This window comes from Candidatus Planktophila sp. (assembly GCF_040402315.1).
Lineage (GTDB): Bacteria > Actinomycetota > Actinomycetes > Nanopelagicales > Nanopelagicaceae > Planktophila.
In genome coordinates this window covers 1-16,275 of sequence record NZ_JBBAMU010000021.1, presented here as the reverse complement: position 1 = coordinate 16,275, position 16,275 = coordinate 1, and the positions used below count along the sequence as shown (strand labels likewise).

The following is a 16,275-nucleotide window of genomic DNA, read 5'->3' as shown; positions in this document are numbered from 1 at the left end:
CGCCACAGATTGCAGCTGCGATATCGGTCAAGATATCTCCGAAGAGATTATCTGTGACAACCACATCAAAGCGTTCTGGGTTGGTAACAAAGAACATAGAGGCAGCATCCACGTGCAGATAATCAGTAGTTACTGTTGGAAATTCCTTAGCAACATCATTAAATGTGCGAGTCCAGAGACTGCCCGAACGCGTGAGCACGTTGTTCTTATGAACAAGGGTGAGTTTCTTGCGTTCGCGAGCAACGGCGCGAGCAAAGGCATCACGAATAACACGCTCTGCTCCACGTCGAGTATTAAGTGACTCTTCCGTTGCAATCTCAAAAGGTGTGCCTTCCGCAAGTACTCCACCAGCGCCCACGTAAGGACCTTCGGTGCCTTCGCGAACAACGATGAAATCGATGGGCGCCTTGGTAGCTAGTGGACCTGTAATGCCAGGCATTAACTTTGCCGGACGTAAGTTGATGTAGTGATCGAATGCGAATCTGAGTTTAAGTAGAAGTCCACGCTCCAGAATTCCACTAGGGACAGTCGGATCTCCCACTGCTCCAAGCAAGATGACATCTGACTTGGCAAGTTCTGCCAGAACTGAATCTGGAAGTACCTCGCCCGTGCGATGCCAATATCCGGCACCTAAGTCGTAGTGAGTCTTATTGACGGTGAGGTCGTACTTGGCCGCAATGACATCAAGAACTTTTAGTCCTTCAGTAACAACTTCGATACCGATTCCATCGCCGGCAATAACTGCAAGGTTAATTGTGCGCGACATTAGTTCACCAACGTTACTGATCGAACTATCTCGGCGCCAGTCTCTTTCTTAACACTTTCGGCAACCGTGTCAGAGACAGGAGAATCAACGGTAAGTGCCATGAGCGCGTTGCCCCCAGCCGATACACGAGCAACCTGCATTCCAGCAATATTTATCTTCGCACTACCTAGTGCATTACCTACCGCACCAACTACTCCTGGCTTATCTGCATAACGCAAGAAAAGTAAGTTTTCCGTCGGTGGCAGATCGAGATCAAAGCCATCAATTGCAATGATTTTCTCCACCTTGCGGATACCCATGAGAGTTCCATCAACGGTAATTGATTTTCCGTTGTTAAGAGCTGCGCGCAGTGAAATCATGCTGCGGTATTCCGGGCTATCCGGTGTTGTTGTTACAGAAGATGTAACTCCGCGTTCTGTAGCTAATCCTGGTGCATTGACGTAAGTAACATCTTCGGCACCTGATGCAACGAGGGCTCCCTTCAGAGCACTGATTGCAAGAATAGAAGAATCATGACCAGAGATATCACCCTTGACGATGATCTCTATTGAGACTGGAGTTTCACCAGCAATAGCAGTTGCTAGTTGTGCCATCTTCTCCACAAGTGGAAGTGACGGACGAATCTCATCGTGAATAGCTCCACCCTTAACGTTGACCGCATCAGGAACCAGTTCACCAGTAAGTGCTTTACGCACTGAAACGGCAACTGCAATTCCGGCACGCTCTTGCGCTTCATCAGTAGATGCACCAAGGTGCGGAGTTGCAACAACGCGATCTAGTTGGAATAACGGAGAGTCAGTGCATGGCTCGGTGACATAGACATCAAGGCCTGCTCCAGCAACGCGACCTTCAACGATGGCATCATAAAGCGCGGTCTCATCAAGTACTCCACCACGTGCGGCGTTGATGATGCGAACTTCCTTCTTTACCTTCTTCAGCGCTTCCACACCTATGAGGTTGGCGGTCTCTTTTGTCTTAGGAAGGTGAATGGTGATGAAATCACTTCGCTTAAGAAGTTCGTCGAGTTCTACCAATTCAACACCTAACTGCGCCGCCTTTGCTGGCTGCAAGTAAGGATCAAAGGCGATGATGTTCATGCCAAATGCCTGCATGCGATGGGCGACTAGTTGTCCAATGCGTCCGAAACCAACCACACCAAGAGTCTTTTCGAAGAGTTCGGCTCCGGTGTACTTTGAACGCGCCCACTTGCCATTACGAAGTGCCGCATGTGCTGGTGAGATAAAACGAGCAGAGGCAAGCAATAATGAAATTGCGAGCTCTGCCGCTGAGACAATATTTGAAGTCGGTGCATTAACAACCATTACTCCGGCTGCAGTTGCCGCCGGAATATCAACGTTATCAAGACCAACACCCGCGCGAGCAATGACTTTAAGACCCTTAGCTGCAGTGATTGCCTCTGCATCCATCTTGGTCGCAGAGCGAATCAGAACTGCATCAACGCCGGCACCCAGTGCTGCCAGAAGTTCAGCGCGGTTTGCACCATCGCAATTGCGAACTTCAAAGTCAGGTCCTAGGGCATCCAGTGTTGCAGCGCTGAGTTCTTCAGCAATTAATACAACGGGTTTAGCCACGCGCGGCACTTCCCTCTTTGTAATCATCCTTATTTGAGCTCTTAATCCAGGTGAACATCTTGCGAAGTTCGCGTCCTACATTTTCAATAATGTGAGTTTCACCCTTTGCACGTAGCGCTTTAAATTCAACTCCACCTGCTTCTTGGTCATCAATGAAGCGCTTTGCAAATGCACCAGATTGAATTTCAGACAGGATGGTCTTCATATTCTCTTTTACGCGTGGATCAATGACACGTGGTCCTGAGACATAGTCACCGAATTCAGCTGTATCTGAAACAGACCAACGCTGCTTTGCGATTCCACCTTCATACATAAGGTCAACAATGAGCTTGAGTTCGTGCAGGCACTCGAAGTATGCAACCTCTGGCTGGTATCCAGCTTCAACTAGAGTTTCGAAGCCATACATCACTAGTTGGGAAGCGCCACCACAGAGAACTGCCTGCTCACCGAATAGATCTGTCTCAGTCTCTTCGGTGAAGGTTGTAAGAATTCCACCTGCACGAAGTCCGCCAATTGCCTTTGCATAAGAAAGTGTGAGCGGCCATGCGCTGGCAGTGGGATCTTGTTCCACTGCAACGATGACAGGAACTCCGCGGCCTGCGGCGTATTCGCGGCGCACTATGTGACCTGGTCCCTTTGGCGCAACCATGCACACATCAATATCTGCATTTGGCTTGATGTAACCGAAACGAATATTAAATCCGTGACCAAAGAAGAGGGCGTCACCCTTTTTTAGGTTAGGCAAGATTGAATCTGTATATATATGACGCTGAACGTGATCTGGTGCAAGGAGCATGATGACAGTCGCTTCCTTAACCGCTTCGGCAACGCTAACAACGCGCAAGCCTTCTGCTTCCGCCTTTGCGCGAGATGGTGAACCCTCTTTGAGTCCAACGCGAACATCAACACCTGAGTCACGTAGGTTTAAGGCATGTGCGTGGCCTTGTGAGCCGTAACCGATGATCGCAACTTTGCGACCTTGGATGATTGCTAGATCTGCATCGTCTTCGTGATACATCGTTGCCACGGTATTTCTCCTTTAGTAGTTTCTTGCTTAGTTTTGATAGTCGGGTTGTGTGCTTATTACTTCTGATTTACTGCCAGTCAAGACTTCCTTAATTGAAATCACGCTAATCAACTTATCCAGCTGGGCGATTACCTGCTCCAGTGAGTGACCTTCCACCCCAACGACGATAACCATCTTGGAAACTGTTGGGTCTTGCGTTGGTCCCACATTGAGTGAATCAATATTGAAGGCACGACGTGAGAATAGTCCAGCTACACGAGCCAAAACTCCAGGTGAGTTCTCAACCAGAACTTCGAGCGTGTGTTGGCGACGCGATGCAGTAGTCACTAGAGCTCCTGTGAGTCCCAGTCAGGGGCGGTGGCGCGAGCGATCATGATCTCGTCATTTGATGTGCCAGCGGCAACCATCGGCCAGACCATGGCATCACGGTGAACACGGAAATCGACAACAACTGGTTGATCATTGATAGACATCGCTTTTTCAATTGTCTTATCAAGATCTTCTGGGCGATCGCAGGCAAGTCCCACGCAACCCATTGATTCGGCAAGCATCGGAAAGTTAGGAACGCGCTTGGACTCAAGTGATGTATTTGAGTAACGACTGTCATAGAACAGGGTCTGCCATTGACGGACCATGCCGAGTGATTCATTGTTAATGATGGCAACTTTAATCGGAATGTTATTTAGTGCGCACGTTACTAATTCTTGGTTAGTCATCTGGAAACAGCCATCGCCATCAATTGCCCAGACAGTTGTATCAGGTGCTGCAACTTTTGCACCCATTGCAGCTGGAACGCCGTAGCCCATGGTTCCGGCGCCACCGGAGTTAAGCCAGGTGCGTGGATGTTCGTAAGAAATAAATTGTGATGCCCACATCTGGTGTTGACCAACACCGGCGGTGAAAATGGTATCGGTGCCAGAAATTTGTCCAAGGCGTTGGATCACAAGCTGTGGTGAAAGTGCACCATCTTCTGGAATATCAAAGCCCAATGGGTAAGTTGATTTCAATGAGTTCATCTGACGTAACCAAGCGGTGAGATCAGGCTTGTTCTTAGCAAGTGCTGCCTTCAAAGCCGGAACAAGAGCCGCCATTGTTTCTCTGACATCGCCCACAACTGCCACATCAGCATGACGGTTCTTACCGATTTCAGCAGGATCGATATCGGCATGAAGAATCTTTGCATTTGGCGCAAAGGTAGAGAGCTTGCCAGTGACACGATCATCAAAGCGCGCACCTAAGGTAATAAGCAGGTCTGCTTTTTGTAGCGCAGTTACGGCAGCAACTGTTCCGTGCATTCCAGGCATACCCATATGTAAAGGATGTGAATCAGGAAAAGCACCACGCGCCATCAAAGTTGTGACAACAGGTGCACCAAGAAGTTCCACAACTGCGCGAAGTTCAGCCGCAGCATTTGCCTTGATTACTCCACCACCCACATAGAAGACTGGCTTAGAAGATTGTGCGATGAGCGCTGCCGCATCGGTGATTGCCTGCGCGTTCGGTGTTGTCTGCGGCTTATAGCCAGCTAGATTAATTGAGGTTGGCCAATTAAAAGTTGTCATCTTCTGCAGCGCATCTTTTGCAATATCGACAAGAACTGGGCCCGGACGACCTGTTGTTGCAATGTGGAAGGCTTCGGCGATAGCGCCAGGAATTTCGGCAGGATCAGTAATTAAATAATTATGTTTAGTAAATGGCATTGTGATGCCACGGATATCTGCTTCTTGAAAAGCATCAGTTCCAATTGCAGCCGATGGCACCTGACCGGTGATAGCAACAAGTGGCACCGAGTCCATCGAAGCATCCATCAGTGGCGTTACTAAATTTGTCGCACCTGGTCCTGATGTTGCAATACAAACACCGGCGCGACCAGAAACTTGGGCATATCCAGTTGCAGCATGGCCAGCACCTTGTTCGTGGCGAACAAGAATGTGGCGAATTGTTGAATCATAAATAGGATCATAAGCAGGAAGAATTGCGCCCCCCGGAAGTCCGAACATCACTTCAACACCAGCAGCCTCTAGGCCCTTCACTAGCGCGGTAGCCCCAGTCATCGCGGTGCCGTTTGCTGTTGGAACGTGTGTGGCCATCTTCGTACTCCTTTTCCTAATCTCATCGTGCTTAATCTTGTTAAATGAAAAAACCCTCAGATACCTGAGGGCGCGTGTGACTTATAGGCACGCGCTATCGAATCACCACCACTGAAAGAACTGACGAACGTGTTGATTGCATGCCCCTATTCTCCAACGTAGATGGCTTGTGAGTCAAGAGATGAGATGCAGGTCTCAATTTATGAGACACCCATTTGGCGGGCGTTGGATTAATCGCAGACCGCGCCCTTGGATGCTGACCCAACAAGCTTTGAATACTTGGCGAGCACGCCGCGGGTGTACTTATGGGGCAGTGGTTTCCACCCTACTTTGCGAGCTTCGAGTTCTGCCGCATCGACCAATAAATCAAGTTTGCGAGTAGCGATATCAATGCGAATCAGATCGCCATCTTTAATAAATGCAATCGGTCCCCCATCAACTGCTTCCGGTGCGATGTGTCCCACACATAGTCCGGTGGAGCCGCCAGAGAAACGACCATCAGTAAGTAATAGTGTTTTCTTACCCAGACCAGCACCTTTGATTGCGCCAGTAATCATCAACATCTCGCGCATGCCTGGTCCTCCCTTAGGACCTTCGTAACGGATGACAACTACATCACCTTCTTTAATTGTTCCGTTTTCAAGTGCATCCATCGCCAATTGTTCGCGTTCAAATACCCGAGCTGGGCCTTCAAATTTTTCAACCCCAATACCTGCCGTCTTACTGACCGCACCTTCTGGGGCAAGTGAGCCAGCAAGAATTGTGATTCCCACATCTGTCGAAAGTGGCTTATCAATCGCACGCAATACTTCGCCATCAGCCAGCGGCGGTTTGATGTCAGCTAAGTTCTCAGCCATGGTCTTGCCGGTGACAGTTAGGCAATCTCCATGCAAATAACCAGCGTCGAGTAAGACGCGCAAGACAACTGGGATTCCACCCACACGGTCAATATCGGTCATGACAAATTTTCCAAATGGCTTGAGATCCCCGATGAGTGGAACCTTGGAACCAATGCGATGGAAATCTTCAAGCGTCAGGTCAACTTCAGCCTCATGGGCGATAGCAAGTAAGTGCAACACCGCATTAGTCGAACCACCCAGTGCCATCAAGATTGTGATGGCATTTTCAAAAGCCTTCTTGGTCAAGATATCTCGAGTAGTAATTCCTTTTGCAATCAAATTCACTACTGCTGCACCAGATTGCTCCGCGAATGCATCGCGCCGACGATCTACCGCAGGAGGCGCCGCAGATCCTGGCAGTGCTAAGCCAATAGCTTCGGCAATACTTGCCATGGTGTTTGCGGTGAACATTCCGCCACAAGCTCCTTCACCGGGACAGATGGCCTTTTCAATTTGGTCTACCCGCTCTTGCGTAATTAATCCACGAGCACAGGCACCTACTGCTTCAAAGGCATCAATGATGGTGACATCTTTTCCATCAACCTGACCAGGAAGTGTGGAGCCGGCATAGACAAAGACTGATGCCACATCTAGGCGTGCTGCCGCCATCATCATGCCAGGAAGTGATTTATCACAACCAGCAAATGTCACCATGCCATCGAGGCGTTCTGCCTGCATCACAGTTTCAACTGAATCAGCGATTACCTCGCGTGAAACGAGTGAGAAGTGCATACCTTCGTGACCCATGGAGATTCCATCCGAGACAGAGATAGTTCCAAACTGCATTGGAAATCCACCAGCATCAATGATTCCTTTACGAGAAGCTTTAGCAAGGCGATCTAATGAAAGATTGCATGGAGTGATTTCATTCCAAGAAGATGCGATACCAATCTGCGGTTTCACCCAATCTTCATCTCCCATTCCAACTGCACGCAACATTCCACGCGCTGGGGCGCGCTCTAATCCATCTGTGACAAGTCCAGAGCGAGGTTTCATCTTTGACATGAGAGAATTCTACCCTGACCGCCTCGATCTGAGACAAGGCTAAAAACAATTAAAAGGAGACACCCCTGTGTCAAGGCAAGCAACCGATACCACCCTTGACCCAACCAGATGGCGCACGCTTTTCGTCGTAGCCATATCCCAATTGATGTTGATTCTCGATAGTTCAATCATGAATATCGCGATTCCAAGTGCCAAGGTTGATTTGGGAATCTCTGATGCCAATCAGCAGTGGATTATCACCGCCTACACATTGGCATTTGGTTCACTGCTGCTACTTGGCGGTCGCATAGGTGACTTCATGGGACGTAAGAAGATCTTCATCATTGGACTCCTTGGATTTGCCGGTGCATCGGCGCTCGGTGGTCTTGCTTCAACTCAAGGTCTGCTCTTTGCATCCCGCGCTTTACAAGGTGTCTTCGGCGCCCTGCTTGCACCGGCCGCCCTGGCAATTATCTCTGTGACATTTACCGTTCCAAAAGAGCGGGCAAAAGCATTTGGAGTATTTGGCGCGATCTCTGGTGGCGGCGCAGCTATTGGACTTATCGTCGGCGGCGTTCTTACCGAATACACATCATGGCGATGGTGCCTTGGCGTCAATACTCCAATCGCGATCCTCGCAGCCATCTTGGCAGCCAAGTTTGTGCATGAATCAAAAGCTGCTGGCGATAAGAAATATGACATTCCTGGAGTTGTGACAGCAACTGCTGGGCTCTTCTCTCTCACCTACGGATTTAATGAAGCAGCACGTGAGGGCTGGACTGATTCCCTAGCGCTCACCTTCTTTGCTGCAGCAGTTGTACTGCTTATGGCCTTTGTCGTTATTGAATCAAAGGTGGCAAGTCCGCTGATGCCTCTTCGCGTTATAACCGAACGCAACCGTGGTGGTTCATACCTTGGTTCACTCATTGTGGGAGCCGGGCTATTTTCAATGTTCCTATTCCTTGGTCTCTACCTACAAGTGATTCTTGGATACACACCACTTCGCTCTGGCTTTGCATTCTTGCCATTCTCTGTCGGCATCATCATCTTCGCTGGAGTAGCATCCCAACTGCTACCGAAGATTGGACCAAAGCCACTCATGGTGCCAGGGCTTATCTTCGCTGGAATTGGGCTTTTGATGCTCACCCGCATCACACCTGAAACTGGCTATGTCACACACGTACTTCCATCACTACTCATCATGAGCTCAGGTATGGCACTGGTGTTTATCCCGCTGACATCAACTTCACTCCATGGCGTCTCTGGGCGTGACACCGGTGTTGCAAGTGCGATGGTCAACACCTCTCAGCAGATTGGTGGATCACTGGGAGTTGCACTGCTCAATACCATTGCGGCAACTGCAACGACTGCCTATGCCGCAACACATACTGAACTTGGAAAGATGGTTCAACCTTTTGCTGTGACGCATGGATTCACCACGGCATTTAAGGTCAGCGCCGTGCTTTTATTTGCGGGCGCAATTGTGCTCTTTTTCTTTATCAATATTGGAAAAGAGTCACTGGTTGAAACTGAAGGAGCAGGAGCGCACTAACTAGTTACTAGCCTTGACCTAAGTGGCCAAGTAGCAGCTCGCGAACTCGCGCCGCATCTGCTTGGCCCTTTGTCTCTTTCATGACTGCGCCAATGAGGGCGCCAGCTGCTGGCAAGTGTCCCCCGCGAACTTTCTCGGCAGTTTCTGCTTGTTCAGCACAAACTTTCTCAATAGCGGCCATGAGCGCACCATCATCGTTAACAACTTTAATGCCACGCTTTGCCACAACTTGCGCTGGCTTTCCTTCGCCAGCGATAACGCCCTCAACAACTTGACGAGCAAGTTTGTCGGTTAGCTCACCTGCTGCAACCAGTGCGATAAGTTCGGCAACATCGGCCGGGGTGATGGCAAGTTCAGTGACTGCAATATTTTGATCATTCGCGATACGCGATATTTCACCAAGCCACCAGGTGCGCGCCTTGGTGGGATCGGCGCCCAACAAGACAGTTGCTTCAACAATATCTAATACATCAGCGTTAATCATTGCCTGCATCTCTTTATCAGGCACGTTCCACTCTTCTTTAATTCGCTTGCGACGTAGTGATGGTCGTTCTGGCAAGGTTAAACGTAGCTCTTCAATCCAGGTGGCAGCAGGTGTTACTGGAAGTAAATCTGGATCTGGGAAATATCGGTAATCCTCTGCCTGCTCTTTCGAGCGACCAGAACGAGTCAGGCCAGTATCTTCTTGGAAGTGACGAGTCTCTTGCTTCACTTTCTTGCCTTCATTGAGCAGCTCTGCGTGACGAATCATTTCCCCACGGATGGCGCGCTCAACCGAGCGAAGTGAGTTCACGTTCTTAGTCTCCGACCTGGTTCCTAAAACATCAGAGCCAATTGGCTTGAGGGAAACGTTGGCATCGCATCGCAATGAGCCTTGCTCCATCTTCACATCAGATACTTTCAGGCCGCGCAGGATGTCGCGAAGCTCTGCCACATAAGCCTTAGCCACCTCTGGTGCGTATTTGCCTGTGCCAGGAACAATCTTGGTAACAATTTCAACTAGTGGAATTCCAGCACGGTTGTAATCAAGTAGTGAATAGTCGGCGCCATGAATACGACCGGTAGCACCACCAACGTGAAGTGACTTTCCCGTGTCTTCTTCCATATGCACACGTTCAACTTCAATCCGGAATTGCTTGGGACCTTCATCAGTATCTATTTCGACATCGACATATCCATCAAAGCAGATTGGTTCGTCATACTGTGAAATCTGGAAGTTCTTAGGCATATCTGGATAGAAGTAATTCTTGCGCGCAAAGCGACTATACGGCGCAATTTTGCAATTCAGTGCCAGGCCAATCAGAATCGTTGACTCAATCGCTTTCTCATTGACCACCGGCAGTGCGCCAGGAAGGGCTAAGCAGACCGGACATGTTTGGGTATTTGGCGCTGCCCCAAACTCTGTGGCGCAAGAACAGAACATCTTGCTATGAGTATTTAGTTCAACGTGAACCTCAAGACCCAGTACTGGGTCCCACTTGGCAATTACTTCTTCATAGGTGGGAAGCGCCATTACTTGCCTCCTGCCAACACTGGTGCTTTGGAAAGAATGGGTGCGCCCCATTCTGCAAGCAGCGCTGCTTCAAGTGCTGCCCCTGCTTGATAGAGACGCTGATCTTGCATAGCAGGTGCCATGATTTGAAAACCAACTGGCAAGTTATCTTCTTCAGCTAAACCTGCAGGCAGTGACATGCCACAGATTCCGGCAAGGTTAACCGGAATGGTTGCCACATCACCTAAATACATCGCCATCGGATCATCGACTTTCTCACCAATTTTATATGCAGTTGTGGGAGCCGTTGGTGAGACCAAGACATCAGCTTGCGTAAATGCCTTTACGTAATCTTGAATGATTAAGGTGCGAATCTTCTGCGCACTGCCGTAGTAAGCATCGTAATAACCAGATGAGAGCGCGTATGTTCCAAGAATGATGCGGCGCTTTACTTCGCGGCCAAAACCAGCATCGCGAGTGGCGCTCATGACAGCTTCGGCCGATGCACCAGCTGCATCTCCTGTGCGAAGGCCGTAGCGCATTGCATCAAAACGTGCCAAGTTCGAAGAACACTCTGATGGAGCAATTAAGTAATAGGCAGCAAGTGCATATTCAAAGTTTGGACAATCTACTTCCACAATTTCAGCACCAAGAGAAGCTAAAATCTGCAGTGATTCATCAAAGCGTGCTTGCACGCCCTTCTGATATCCAGCACCTTGTAACTGCTTAATCACGCCAATCTTCATGCCTTTGACATCACCGCTCTTTGCCGCAGCAACAACTGCTGGAACGGGTGCGTTAATACTTGTTGCATCTTTTGGATCATGTCCTGCCATCACTTCATGCAGCAGCGCCGTATCTAATACGGTGCGACCAAAGGGCCCGGCTTGATCAAGACTTGATGAGTATGCAATCAAACCAAAGCGAGAGACGGCGCCATATGTGGGGCGAACTCCGACGATTCCGGTTAGCGCCGCCGGTTGGCGAATGGATCCACCAGTATCTGATCCCACTGCAAGTGGTGCTTGAAAGGCGGAGACAGCAGCTGCCGAACCACCCGATGAACCACCAGGTGTGCGAGTTAAATCCCACGGATTAAATGTTGGGCCATAGCCAGAGTTTTCAGTCGATGAACCCATCGCAAACTCATCCATATTTGTCTTACCTAAGATCACCAAGCCGGCACTTTTAAGTTTGCTAACAACTGTTGAGTCATATGGCGGACACCAACCTTGCAAAATTTTTGAGCCAGCAGTTGTGGGAACTCCGCGTTGTGCCAGCACGTCTTTCAGGGCTAATGGAATTCCGGCAAGAGGTGAAAGTTTTTCGCCACTCTTACGTTTGTCATCTACTGCCTTTGCTTGCGCAAGTGCGCCTTCAGCATCAACATGTAAAAAGGCTTTTACCTGGCCATCAACAGCGGCAATCTGATTAAGGTGTGCCTTCGTTAATTCAACTGCAGTAGTTGTTCCAGCTGCCAAAGCTTCGGCCATCTGGGTTGCGCTCTGGCGAATCATTCTGCCTCACCAAGAATTTGTGGAACGCGGAAACGTGCTTCCTCTTGTGCTGGAGCACCAGAGAGTGCATCTATTGGCGAAAGACTAGGAAGGACAACATCAGGGCGTGCAATATTTTCAAGAAGTTGCGGATGCGATGTTGCTTTCACCCCGGTCAGGTCTACCTCTTGCACTCGAGCAACGGCATCGAGAATCATTCCAAATTGGGAAGCAAGGCTTACTAGCTCCTCCTCTGTCATTTCAATTCGGGCAAGGCCTGCAAGTTTTGCGACATCATCGCGGGAGAGGCTGCTCATGTGCTGGAGTCTATAAAAGGTTTGGTTTAAGAGCGAATCTGGCCAGTGCCGGTAACAATCCAGGTAGTAGTTGTCATCGCCTCTAACCCCATTGGACCACGTGCATGCAACTTCTGATTTGAAATGCCAATCTCTGCACCGAATCCCATTTGTTCGCCATCGGTAAAACGGGTTGAGGTATTGACCATCACCGCAGCGCAATCAGAGAGGGCGATAAATCGAGCGGCGGCAGCCTTATCTTCTGTCACGATAGCTTCAGTGTGGTTAGTGCCGTATTGCGCAATGTGATCAGCTGCAGCATCAATGGAATCAACGACTCCCACATTCATCTCCAGCACACCGTACTCAGTCGACCAGTTTTCATCCGTTGCAATAGTTGCTGAAATGTTGAACTTCTGCGCCACCTTCTGCGCTGTTGCATCAGTATGCAAAATAACCCCAGCATCGCTAAGAGCTTTGAGCGCCATTGGCAAAAATGTTGGCGCAATCGCCTTATGCACCAGCAAGGTCTCTGCTGTGTTGCAAACACTTGGCCGATGTGTCTTTGAGTTAATAAGAATAGGTAGCGCCTTTTGAATATCTGCAAATTCATCGACATAGACGTGACAGACACCAGCGCCAGTTTCGATTGTTGGCACCGTTGATTCGTCAACGACCATACGAATGAGGGCCGCGCTGCCTCGTGGAATAACAAGGTCTACCTTTCCACGCGCCGTCAGTAACGCCTTAGTTGTTGCCCGATCTTCTGATGGAACAAGTTGAATGACCTCAGGTGAAATCTTTGTGGTGCTCAAGGCATCGCGCATAACGCTGACCAATATTTCATTGCTATTACGCGCCGATGATGAACCACGCAATAGCGCAGCATTTCCTGACATCAGCAGAATTACTGCGGCATCGACGGTGACATTGGGACGTGCCTCATAGACCATTCCGATCACACCGAATGGCACAGAGATCTGCTTGAGCTCTAGCCCGTTTTCTAACGTTGATTCTCGCAAAGTGCGACCAAGTGGATCTGCAAGGGCTGCCACTTGGCGCGCTCCCCCAGCAATACCTTTAATACGTTCTGCGGTAAGCAAAAGACGGTCCTGCAATTGCGGATGCATCTGCTCATTTTGTGCGCTTTGCATATCAATCTCATTGGCAGCCAAGATTTCGGCGCTCCGTGATTCAATTGCGTTCGCAATGACTTCAAGTGCGGACTTGCGTTCGGCACCTGTGGCAGTTGATAAAGTGCGAGCAGCGATTCGAGCTTTAGTCGCCAGTTCGGCGATTATTGCTTCGGCGCTCATAGAAGTACTAAATCATCTCTATGCACAAGCTCGCGCTCGTATTCCGCGCCCAATGATGCTGCGAGTTCCTTCGTTGAACGTCCCAGCATTTGTGGAATTTCAGTTGAATCAAATGCAACGAGGCCACGTGCAATCACTTTGCCAGCTTCAGAGGCAAGTTCAACGGTGTCACCCGAGATGAACTCTCCTTCAACAGCTGTGACACCAGCCGGAAGTAGCGACACTCCTCGCTCAAGAATTGCCTTCACTGCTCCGGCATCCAGAATAAGGCGACCTTGTGGCGTTGATGCATGTGCCAGCCAGAGCAGACGCGAGTTAGCCTTCGAACTTTGCGCTGCAAAGAAGGTTCCAAAATCTTCACCGGCTACTGCATGACCGCAATGAGCAAGGGATGTAAGCAGCATAGGAATTCCAGCACTCGTTGCAATGCGCGCTGCCTCTACCTTCGTCACCATTCCACCACTTCCAACACCGGCAGATCCTGCTCCACCTAAGACAATGGATTCGATATCTGACATCTTGGCGACATATCGAATTGGCTGGGCGCCACTTTGTGTTGGTGGCGCGTCATAGAGCGCATCAATATCTGAAACCAGAATCAATAAATCAGCATGGATAAGTAGCGCAACAAGTGCTGCCAGCCGATCATTGTCACCAAATCTAATCTCTTGGGTTCCGACAGTGTCATTTTCATTGACAATTGGAATAACGCCCAGTGAAAGCAATTTATTGAGCGTTTGCTGCGCATTTTGGTAGTGCGAGCGGCGCACAATATCTTCAGTGGTCAGTAGAACTTGAGAAGAAATAACGCCATGGGATGAAAACTTCTCGTGGTACTCGGCAATAAGTAAACCTTGTCCGACAGAGGCTGCCGCTTGTTGGGTAGCTAAATCCTTTGGGCGAACCTTTAAGCCCAATGGCGCCAACCCAGCAGCAATTGCACCAGATGAAACTAGGAGTACATCGGCTCCGCGCTTTTTAAGTGAGTAAGCAAAGTCAACAATTTTTGCAACAGCGTGTGGATCTAACTCTGACCCAGCAGCACCGGTAAGTGAAGACGAGCCGATTTTGATGACGATGCGCTTAGCGCTGGTTGAAGCCTCGCGGTTCACTTGTCATGACTTTCTTCTTCGCTCTCTTCTAGATGAGCTAATGATAACTTTATTTCAGGATTTGTTGGCTCTTGCACGTTATATTCCCACTGCCGGGCTATTTCGTCATCTGAAAGTTTATCTACCTCAGGCTCAACCGCGCCCCATGCACCTTCAAGACGTGAATCTTCTCCGCGGCGATGTAAGAAGCCAGCAAGTTGTTCGGCGCCAGCTTCGATGGTTGGCTCCCATTCGAATACGACTTCGTTATCACCAGAACCAATGCGCACTTCCGAACCGGCAACGGCGCCCTTCTTAAAGAGTTCCTGCTCAACACCTAACTGCGCCAGGCGATCTGCGAGATATCCAATGGCTTCGGCATTCTTAAAGTTTGTCTGGCGCACCCAGCGCACAACTTTCTGTCCGCGCACGCTAAAGGATCCATCGCCATTGAGTTGAACCGAGAAACCAGAATCATCGACAGCAACCGGGCGCAAGATGATACGCGTGCGTTCTTCTTTCGCAGCTTCTGCTCGCTCGCGTTGCACAAGTCGAGCCATGGCATACATAAGTTCAGGCAAACCTTCTCGGCTTGCTGCAGATACTGGGTAAACCTCGTAACCTTTTTCTTTCAACTGCTCCTGCACCATATCGGCCATCGCTTTGCCATCAGGTAAGTCAATTTTATTGAGCGCAATGATGCGTACGCGATCTTCCAGGCCGCCATAGAGGGCAAGCTCATTTTCAATAGCATCCAAATCATCAACTGGGTTGCGATCTGTCTCCAGAGTTCCGCAATCGAGAACATGCACGAGTGCAACGCAGCGTTCTACGTGGCGCAAGAATTGAAGTCCAAGACCTTTTCCTTGTGATGCACCCGGAATAAGTCCTGGAACATCTGCCACGGTAAAGCGGGTATCACCCGCCTGCACCACACCTAGATTTGGAACAAGGGTGGTAAATGGATAGTCAGCAATCTTTGGTCGAGCCGCTGATACGGCGGCAATTAAAGATGATTTACCCGCACTAGGAAAACCAACGAGTGCGATATCAGCAACAGATTTAAGTTCAAGAGTAAGTCTGCGTTCTTCACCTGGCTCGCCAAGGAGTGCAAAACCTGGTGCGCGGCGTTTAGAAGAAGAGAGCGCTAAGTTACCTAATCCGCCGTGGCCACCACGTGCTGCTAGAAAAGTTGTGCCGATACCGATGAGATCTGCAATTTGCGTCCCATCTTCATCGTAAATAACTGTGCCATTTGGAACAGCCATGATGAGATCTTCACCTGATACTCCATCTTTGCGATCACCAAATCCTTGATGACCTGATGTTGCTTTGCGATGTGGTGAGTGATGGAAATCAAGCAGGGTTGTCACAGATGAATCAACAACCAAAATGATGTCTCCCCCACGTCCGCCATTACCGCCATCTGGCCCACCGAGTGGCTTAAATTTTTCGCGCTTAACCGAGACGCAGCCGTCGCCACCTTTTCCGGCGGTGGCAAAGAGAGTGACGCTATCGATAAATGTTGTCATCTCATCTACCCTTTCTAAATATTTGTTAAATAAAAAAGCGGACCGCGATAAATGCGGCCCGCTCTTTGTAGAGACACCTTAATTAAACTGCAGGGACTACATTCACTACGCGACGACCGCGAGCGCGACCGAATTCAACTGC

12 protein-coding genes and 1 pseudogene are annotated in these 16,275 nt (G+C 49.5%); 1 reads left to right on the top strand and 12 read right to left on the bottom strand.

What is annotated here, in order from left to right; translation table 11 throughout:
* The 6 genes and pseudogenes from AC9UEP_RS04475 to ilvD form a co-directional block, all read right to left on the bottom strand.
* The coding region (locus AC9UEP_RS04475; RefSeq protein ID WP_509544344.1) for a 3-isopropylmalate dehydrogenase at positions 1–766 on the bottom strand (766 nt) is incomplete at its 3' end.
* Positions 766–2,385: a phosphoglycerate dehydrogenase gene (gene serA, locus AC9UEP_RS04470; RefSeq protein ID WP_509544343.1), complete on the bottom strand. Its 1,620-nt coding sequence runs from the start codon at positions 2,383–2,385 to the stop codon at positions 766–768. The genes serA and AC9UEP_RS04475, both read right to left, overlap by 1 nt.
* Positions 2,351–3,376, bottom strand: a complete 1,026-nt coding sequence (ilvC, locus tag AC9UEP_RS04465; protein WP_509544346.1) for a ketol-acid reductoisomerase — start codon at positions 3,374–3,376, stop codon at positions 2,351–2,353. Before ilvC ends, serA begins: the two co-directional genes overlap by 35 nt.
* Before the next feature lie 78 nt (positions 3,377–3,454).
* Positions 3,455–3,712 (bottom strand): annotated as a pseudogene (gene ilvN / locus AC9UEP_RS04460) (acetolactate synthase small subunit); the annotation flags it as partial.
* A complete protein-coding gene (locus AC9UEP_RS04455; protein WP_509544341.1) occupies positions 3,712–5,475 on the bottom strand; it encodes an acetolactate synthase large subunit in 1,764 nt (587 codons plus the stop codon). The pseudogene ilvN and the gene AC9UEP_RS04455, both read right to left, overlap by 1 nt.
* A gap of 230 nt (positions 5,476–5,705) precedes the next feature.
* Complete coding sequence (ilvD, locus tag AC9UEP_RS04450; protein WP_509544340.1) at positions 5,706–7,379, bottom strand: dihydroxy-acid dehydratase; 1,674 nt, start codon at positions 7,377–7,379, stop codon at positions 5,706–5,708.
* Positions 7,380–7,446: 67 nt separating this feature from the next.
* On the opposite strand from ilvD, the gene AC9UEP_RS04445 reads away from it, so the two are divergent.
* Positions 7,447–8,910 (top strand): MFS transporter, encoded by a 1,464-nt coding sequence (locus AC9UEP_RS04445; RefSeq protein WP_509544338.1) that lies wholly within the window; start codon positions 7,447–7,449, stop codon positions 8,908–8,910.
* A 7-nt stretch (positions 8,911–8,917) separates the two neighbouring features.
* Here AC9UEP_RS04445 and gatB read toward each other — a convergent pair whose 3' ends face one another.
* The 6 genes from gatB to obgE are packed head-to-tail and all read right to left on the bottom strand — an operon-like array spanning position 8,918 to position 16,133.
* A complete protein-coding gene (gene gatB / locus AC9UEP_RS04440; protein ID WP_509544337.1) occupies positions 8,918–10,423 on the bottom strand; it encodes an Asp-tRNA(Asn)/Glu-tRNA(Gln) amidotransferase subunit GatB in 1,506 nt (501 codons plus the stop codon).
* On the bottom strand, positions 10,423–11,919 hold the full coding sequence (gene gatA / locus AC9UEP_RS04435) for an Asp-tRNA(Asn)/Glu-tRNA(Gln) amidotransferase subunit GatA (protein ID WP_509544335.1): 1,497 nt from the start codon (positions 11,917–11,919) through the stop codon (positions 10,423–10,425). Before gatA ends, gatB begins: the two co-directional genes overlap by 1 nt.
* Positions 11,916–12,215, bottom strand: a complete 300-nt coding sequence (gatC, locus tag AC9UEP_RS04430; RefSeq protein WP_509544334.1) for an Asp-tRNA(Asn)/Glu-tRNA(Gln) amidotransferase subunit GatC — start codon at positions 12,213–12,215, stop codon at positions 11,916–11,918. Before gatC ends, gatA begins: the two co-directional genes overlap by 4 nt.
* A gap of 26 nt (positions 12,216–12,241) precedes the next feature.
* Complete coding sequence (locus AC9UEP_RS04425) at positions 12,242–13,510, bottom strand: glutamate-5-semialdehyde dehydrogenase (RefSeq protein WP_509544332.1); 1,269 nt, start codon at positions 13,508–13,510, stop codon at positions 12,242–12,244.
* Positions 13,507–14,622 carry a glutamate 5-kinase gene (proB, locus tag AC9UEP_RS04420; protein ID WP_509544330.1) on the bottom strand — a complete coding sequence of 372 codons (1,116 nt, stop codon included), beginning with the start codon at positions 14,620–14,622 and terminating at the stop codon, positions 13,507–13,509. The genes AC9UEP_RS04425 and proB overlap by 4 nt, the downstream gene beginning before the upstream one ends.
* Complete coding sequence (gene obgE, locus AC9UEP_RS04415; RefSeq protein WP_509544329.1) at positions 14,619–16,133, bottom strand: GTPase ObgE; 1,515 nt, start codon at positions 16,131–16,133, stop codon at positions 14,619–14,621. The genes proB and obgE overlap by 4 nt, the downstream gene beginning before the upstream one ends.
* Positions 16,134–16,275: the final 142 nt, after the last annotated feature.

What these genes read in the sequence shown, in the direction of transcription:
- serA (WP_509544343.1), bottom strand. Translation starts at nt 2,385, where the DNA reads ATGATTACAAAGAGGGAAGTGCCGCGCGTGGCTAAACCCGTTGTATTA.
- ilvC (WP_509544346.1), bottom strand. Translation starts at nt 3,376, where the DNA reads ATGTATCACGAAGACGATGCAGATCTAGCAATCATCCAAGGTCGCAAA.
- AC9UEP_RS04455 (WP_509544341.1), bottom strand. Translation starts at nt 5,475, where the DNA reads ATGGCCACACACGTTCCAACAGCAAACGGCACCGCGATGACTGGGGCT.
- ilvD (WP_509544340.1), bottom strand. Translation starts at nt 7,379, where the DNA reads ATGTCAAAGATGAAACCTCGCTCTGGACTTGTCACAGATGGATTAGAG.
- gatB (WP_509544337.1), bottom strand. Translation starts at nt 10,423, where the DNA reads ATGGCGCTTCCCACCTATGAAGAAGTAATTGCCAAGTGGGACCCAGTA.
- gatA (WP_509544335.1), bottom strand. Translation starts at nt 11,919, where the DNA reads ATGATTCGCCAGAGCGCAACCCAGATGGCCGAAGCTTTGGCAGCTGGA.
- gatC (WP_509544334.1), bottom strand. Translation starts at nt 12,215, where the DNA reads ATGAGCAGCCTCTCCCGCGATGATGTCGCAAAACTTGCAGGCCTTGCC.
- AC9UEP_RS04425 (WP_509544332.1), bottom strand. Translation starts at nt 13,510, where the DNA reads ATGAGCGCCGAAGCAATAATCGCCGAACTGGCGACTAAAGCTCGAATC.
- obgE (WP_509544329.1), bottom strand. Translation starts at nt 16,133, where the DNA reads ATGACAACATTTATCGATAGCGTCACTCTCTTTGCCACCGCCGGAAAA.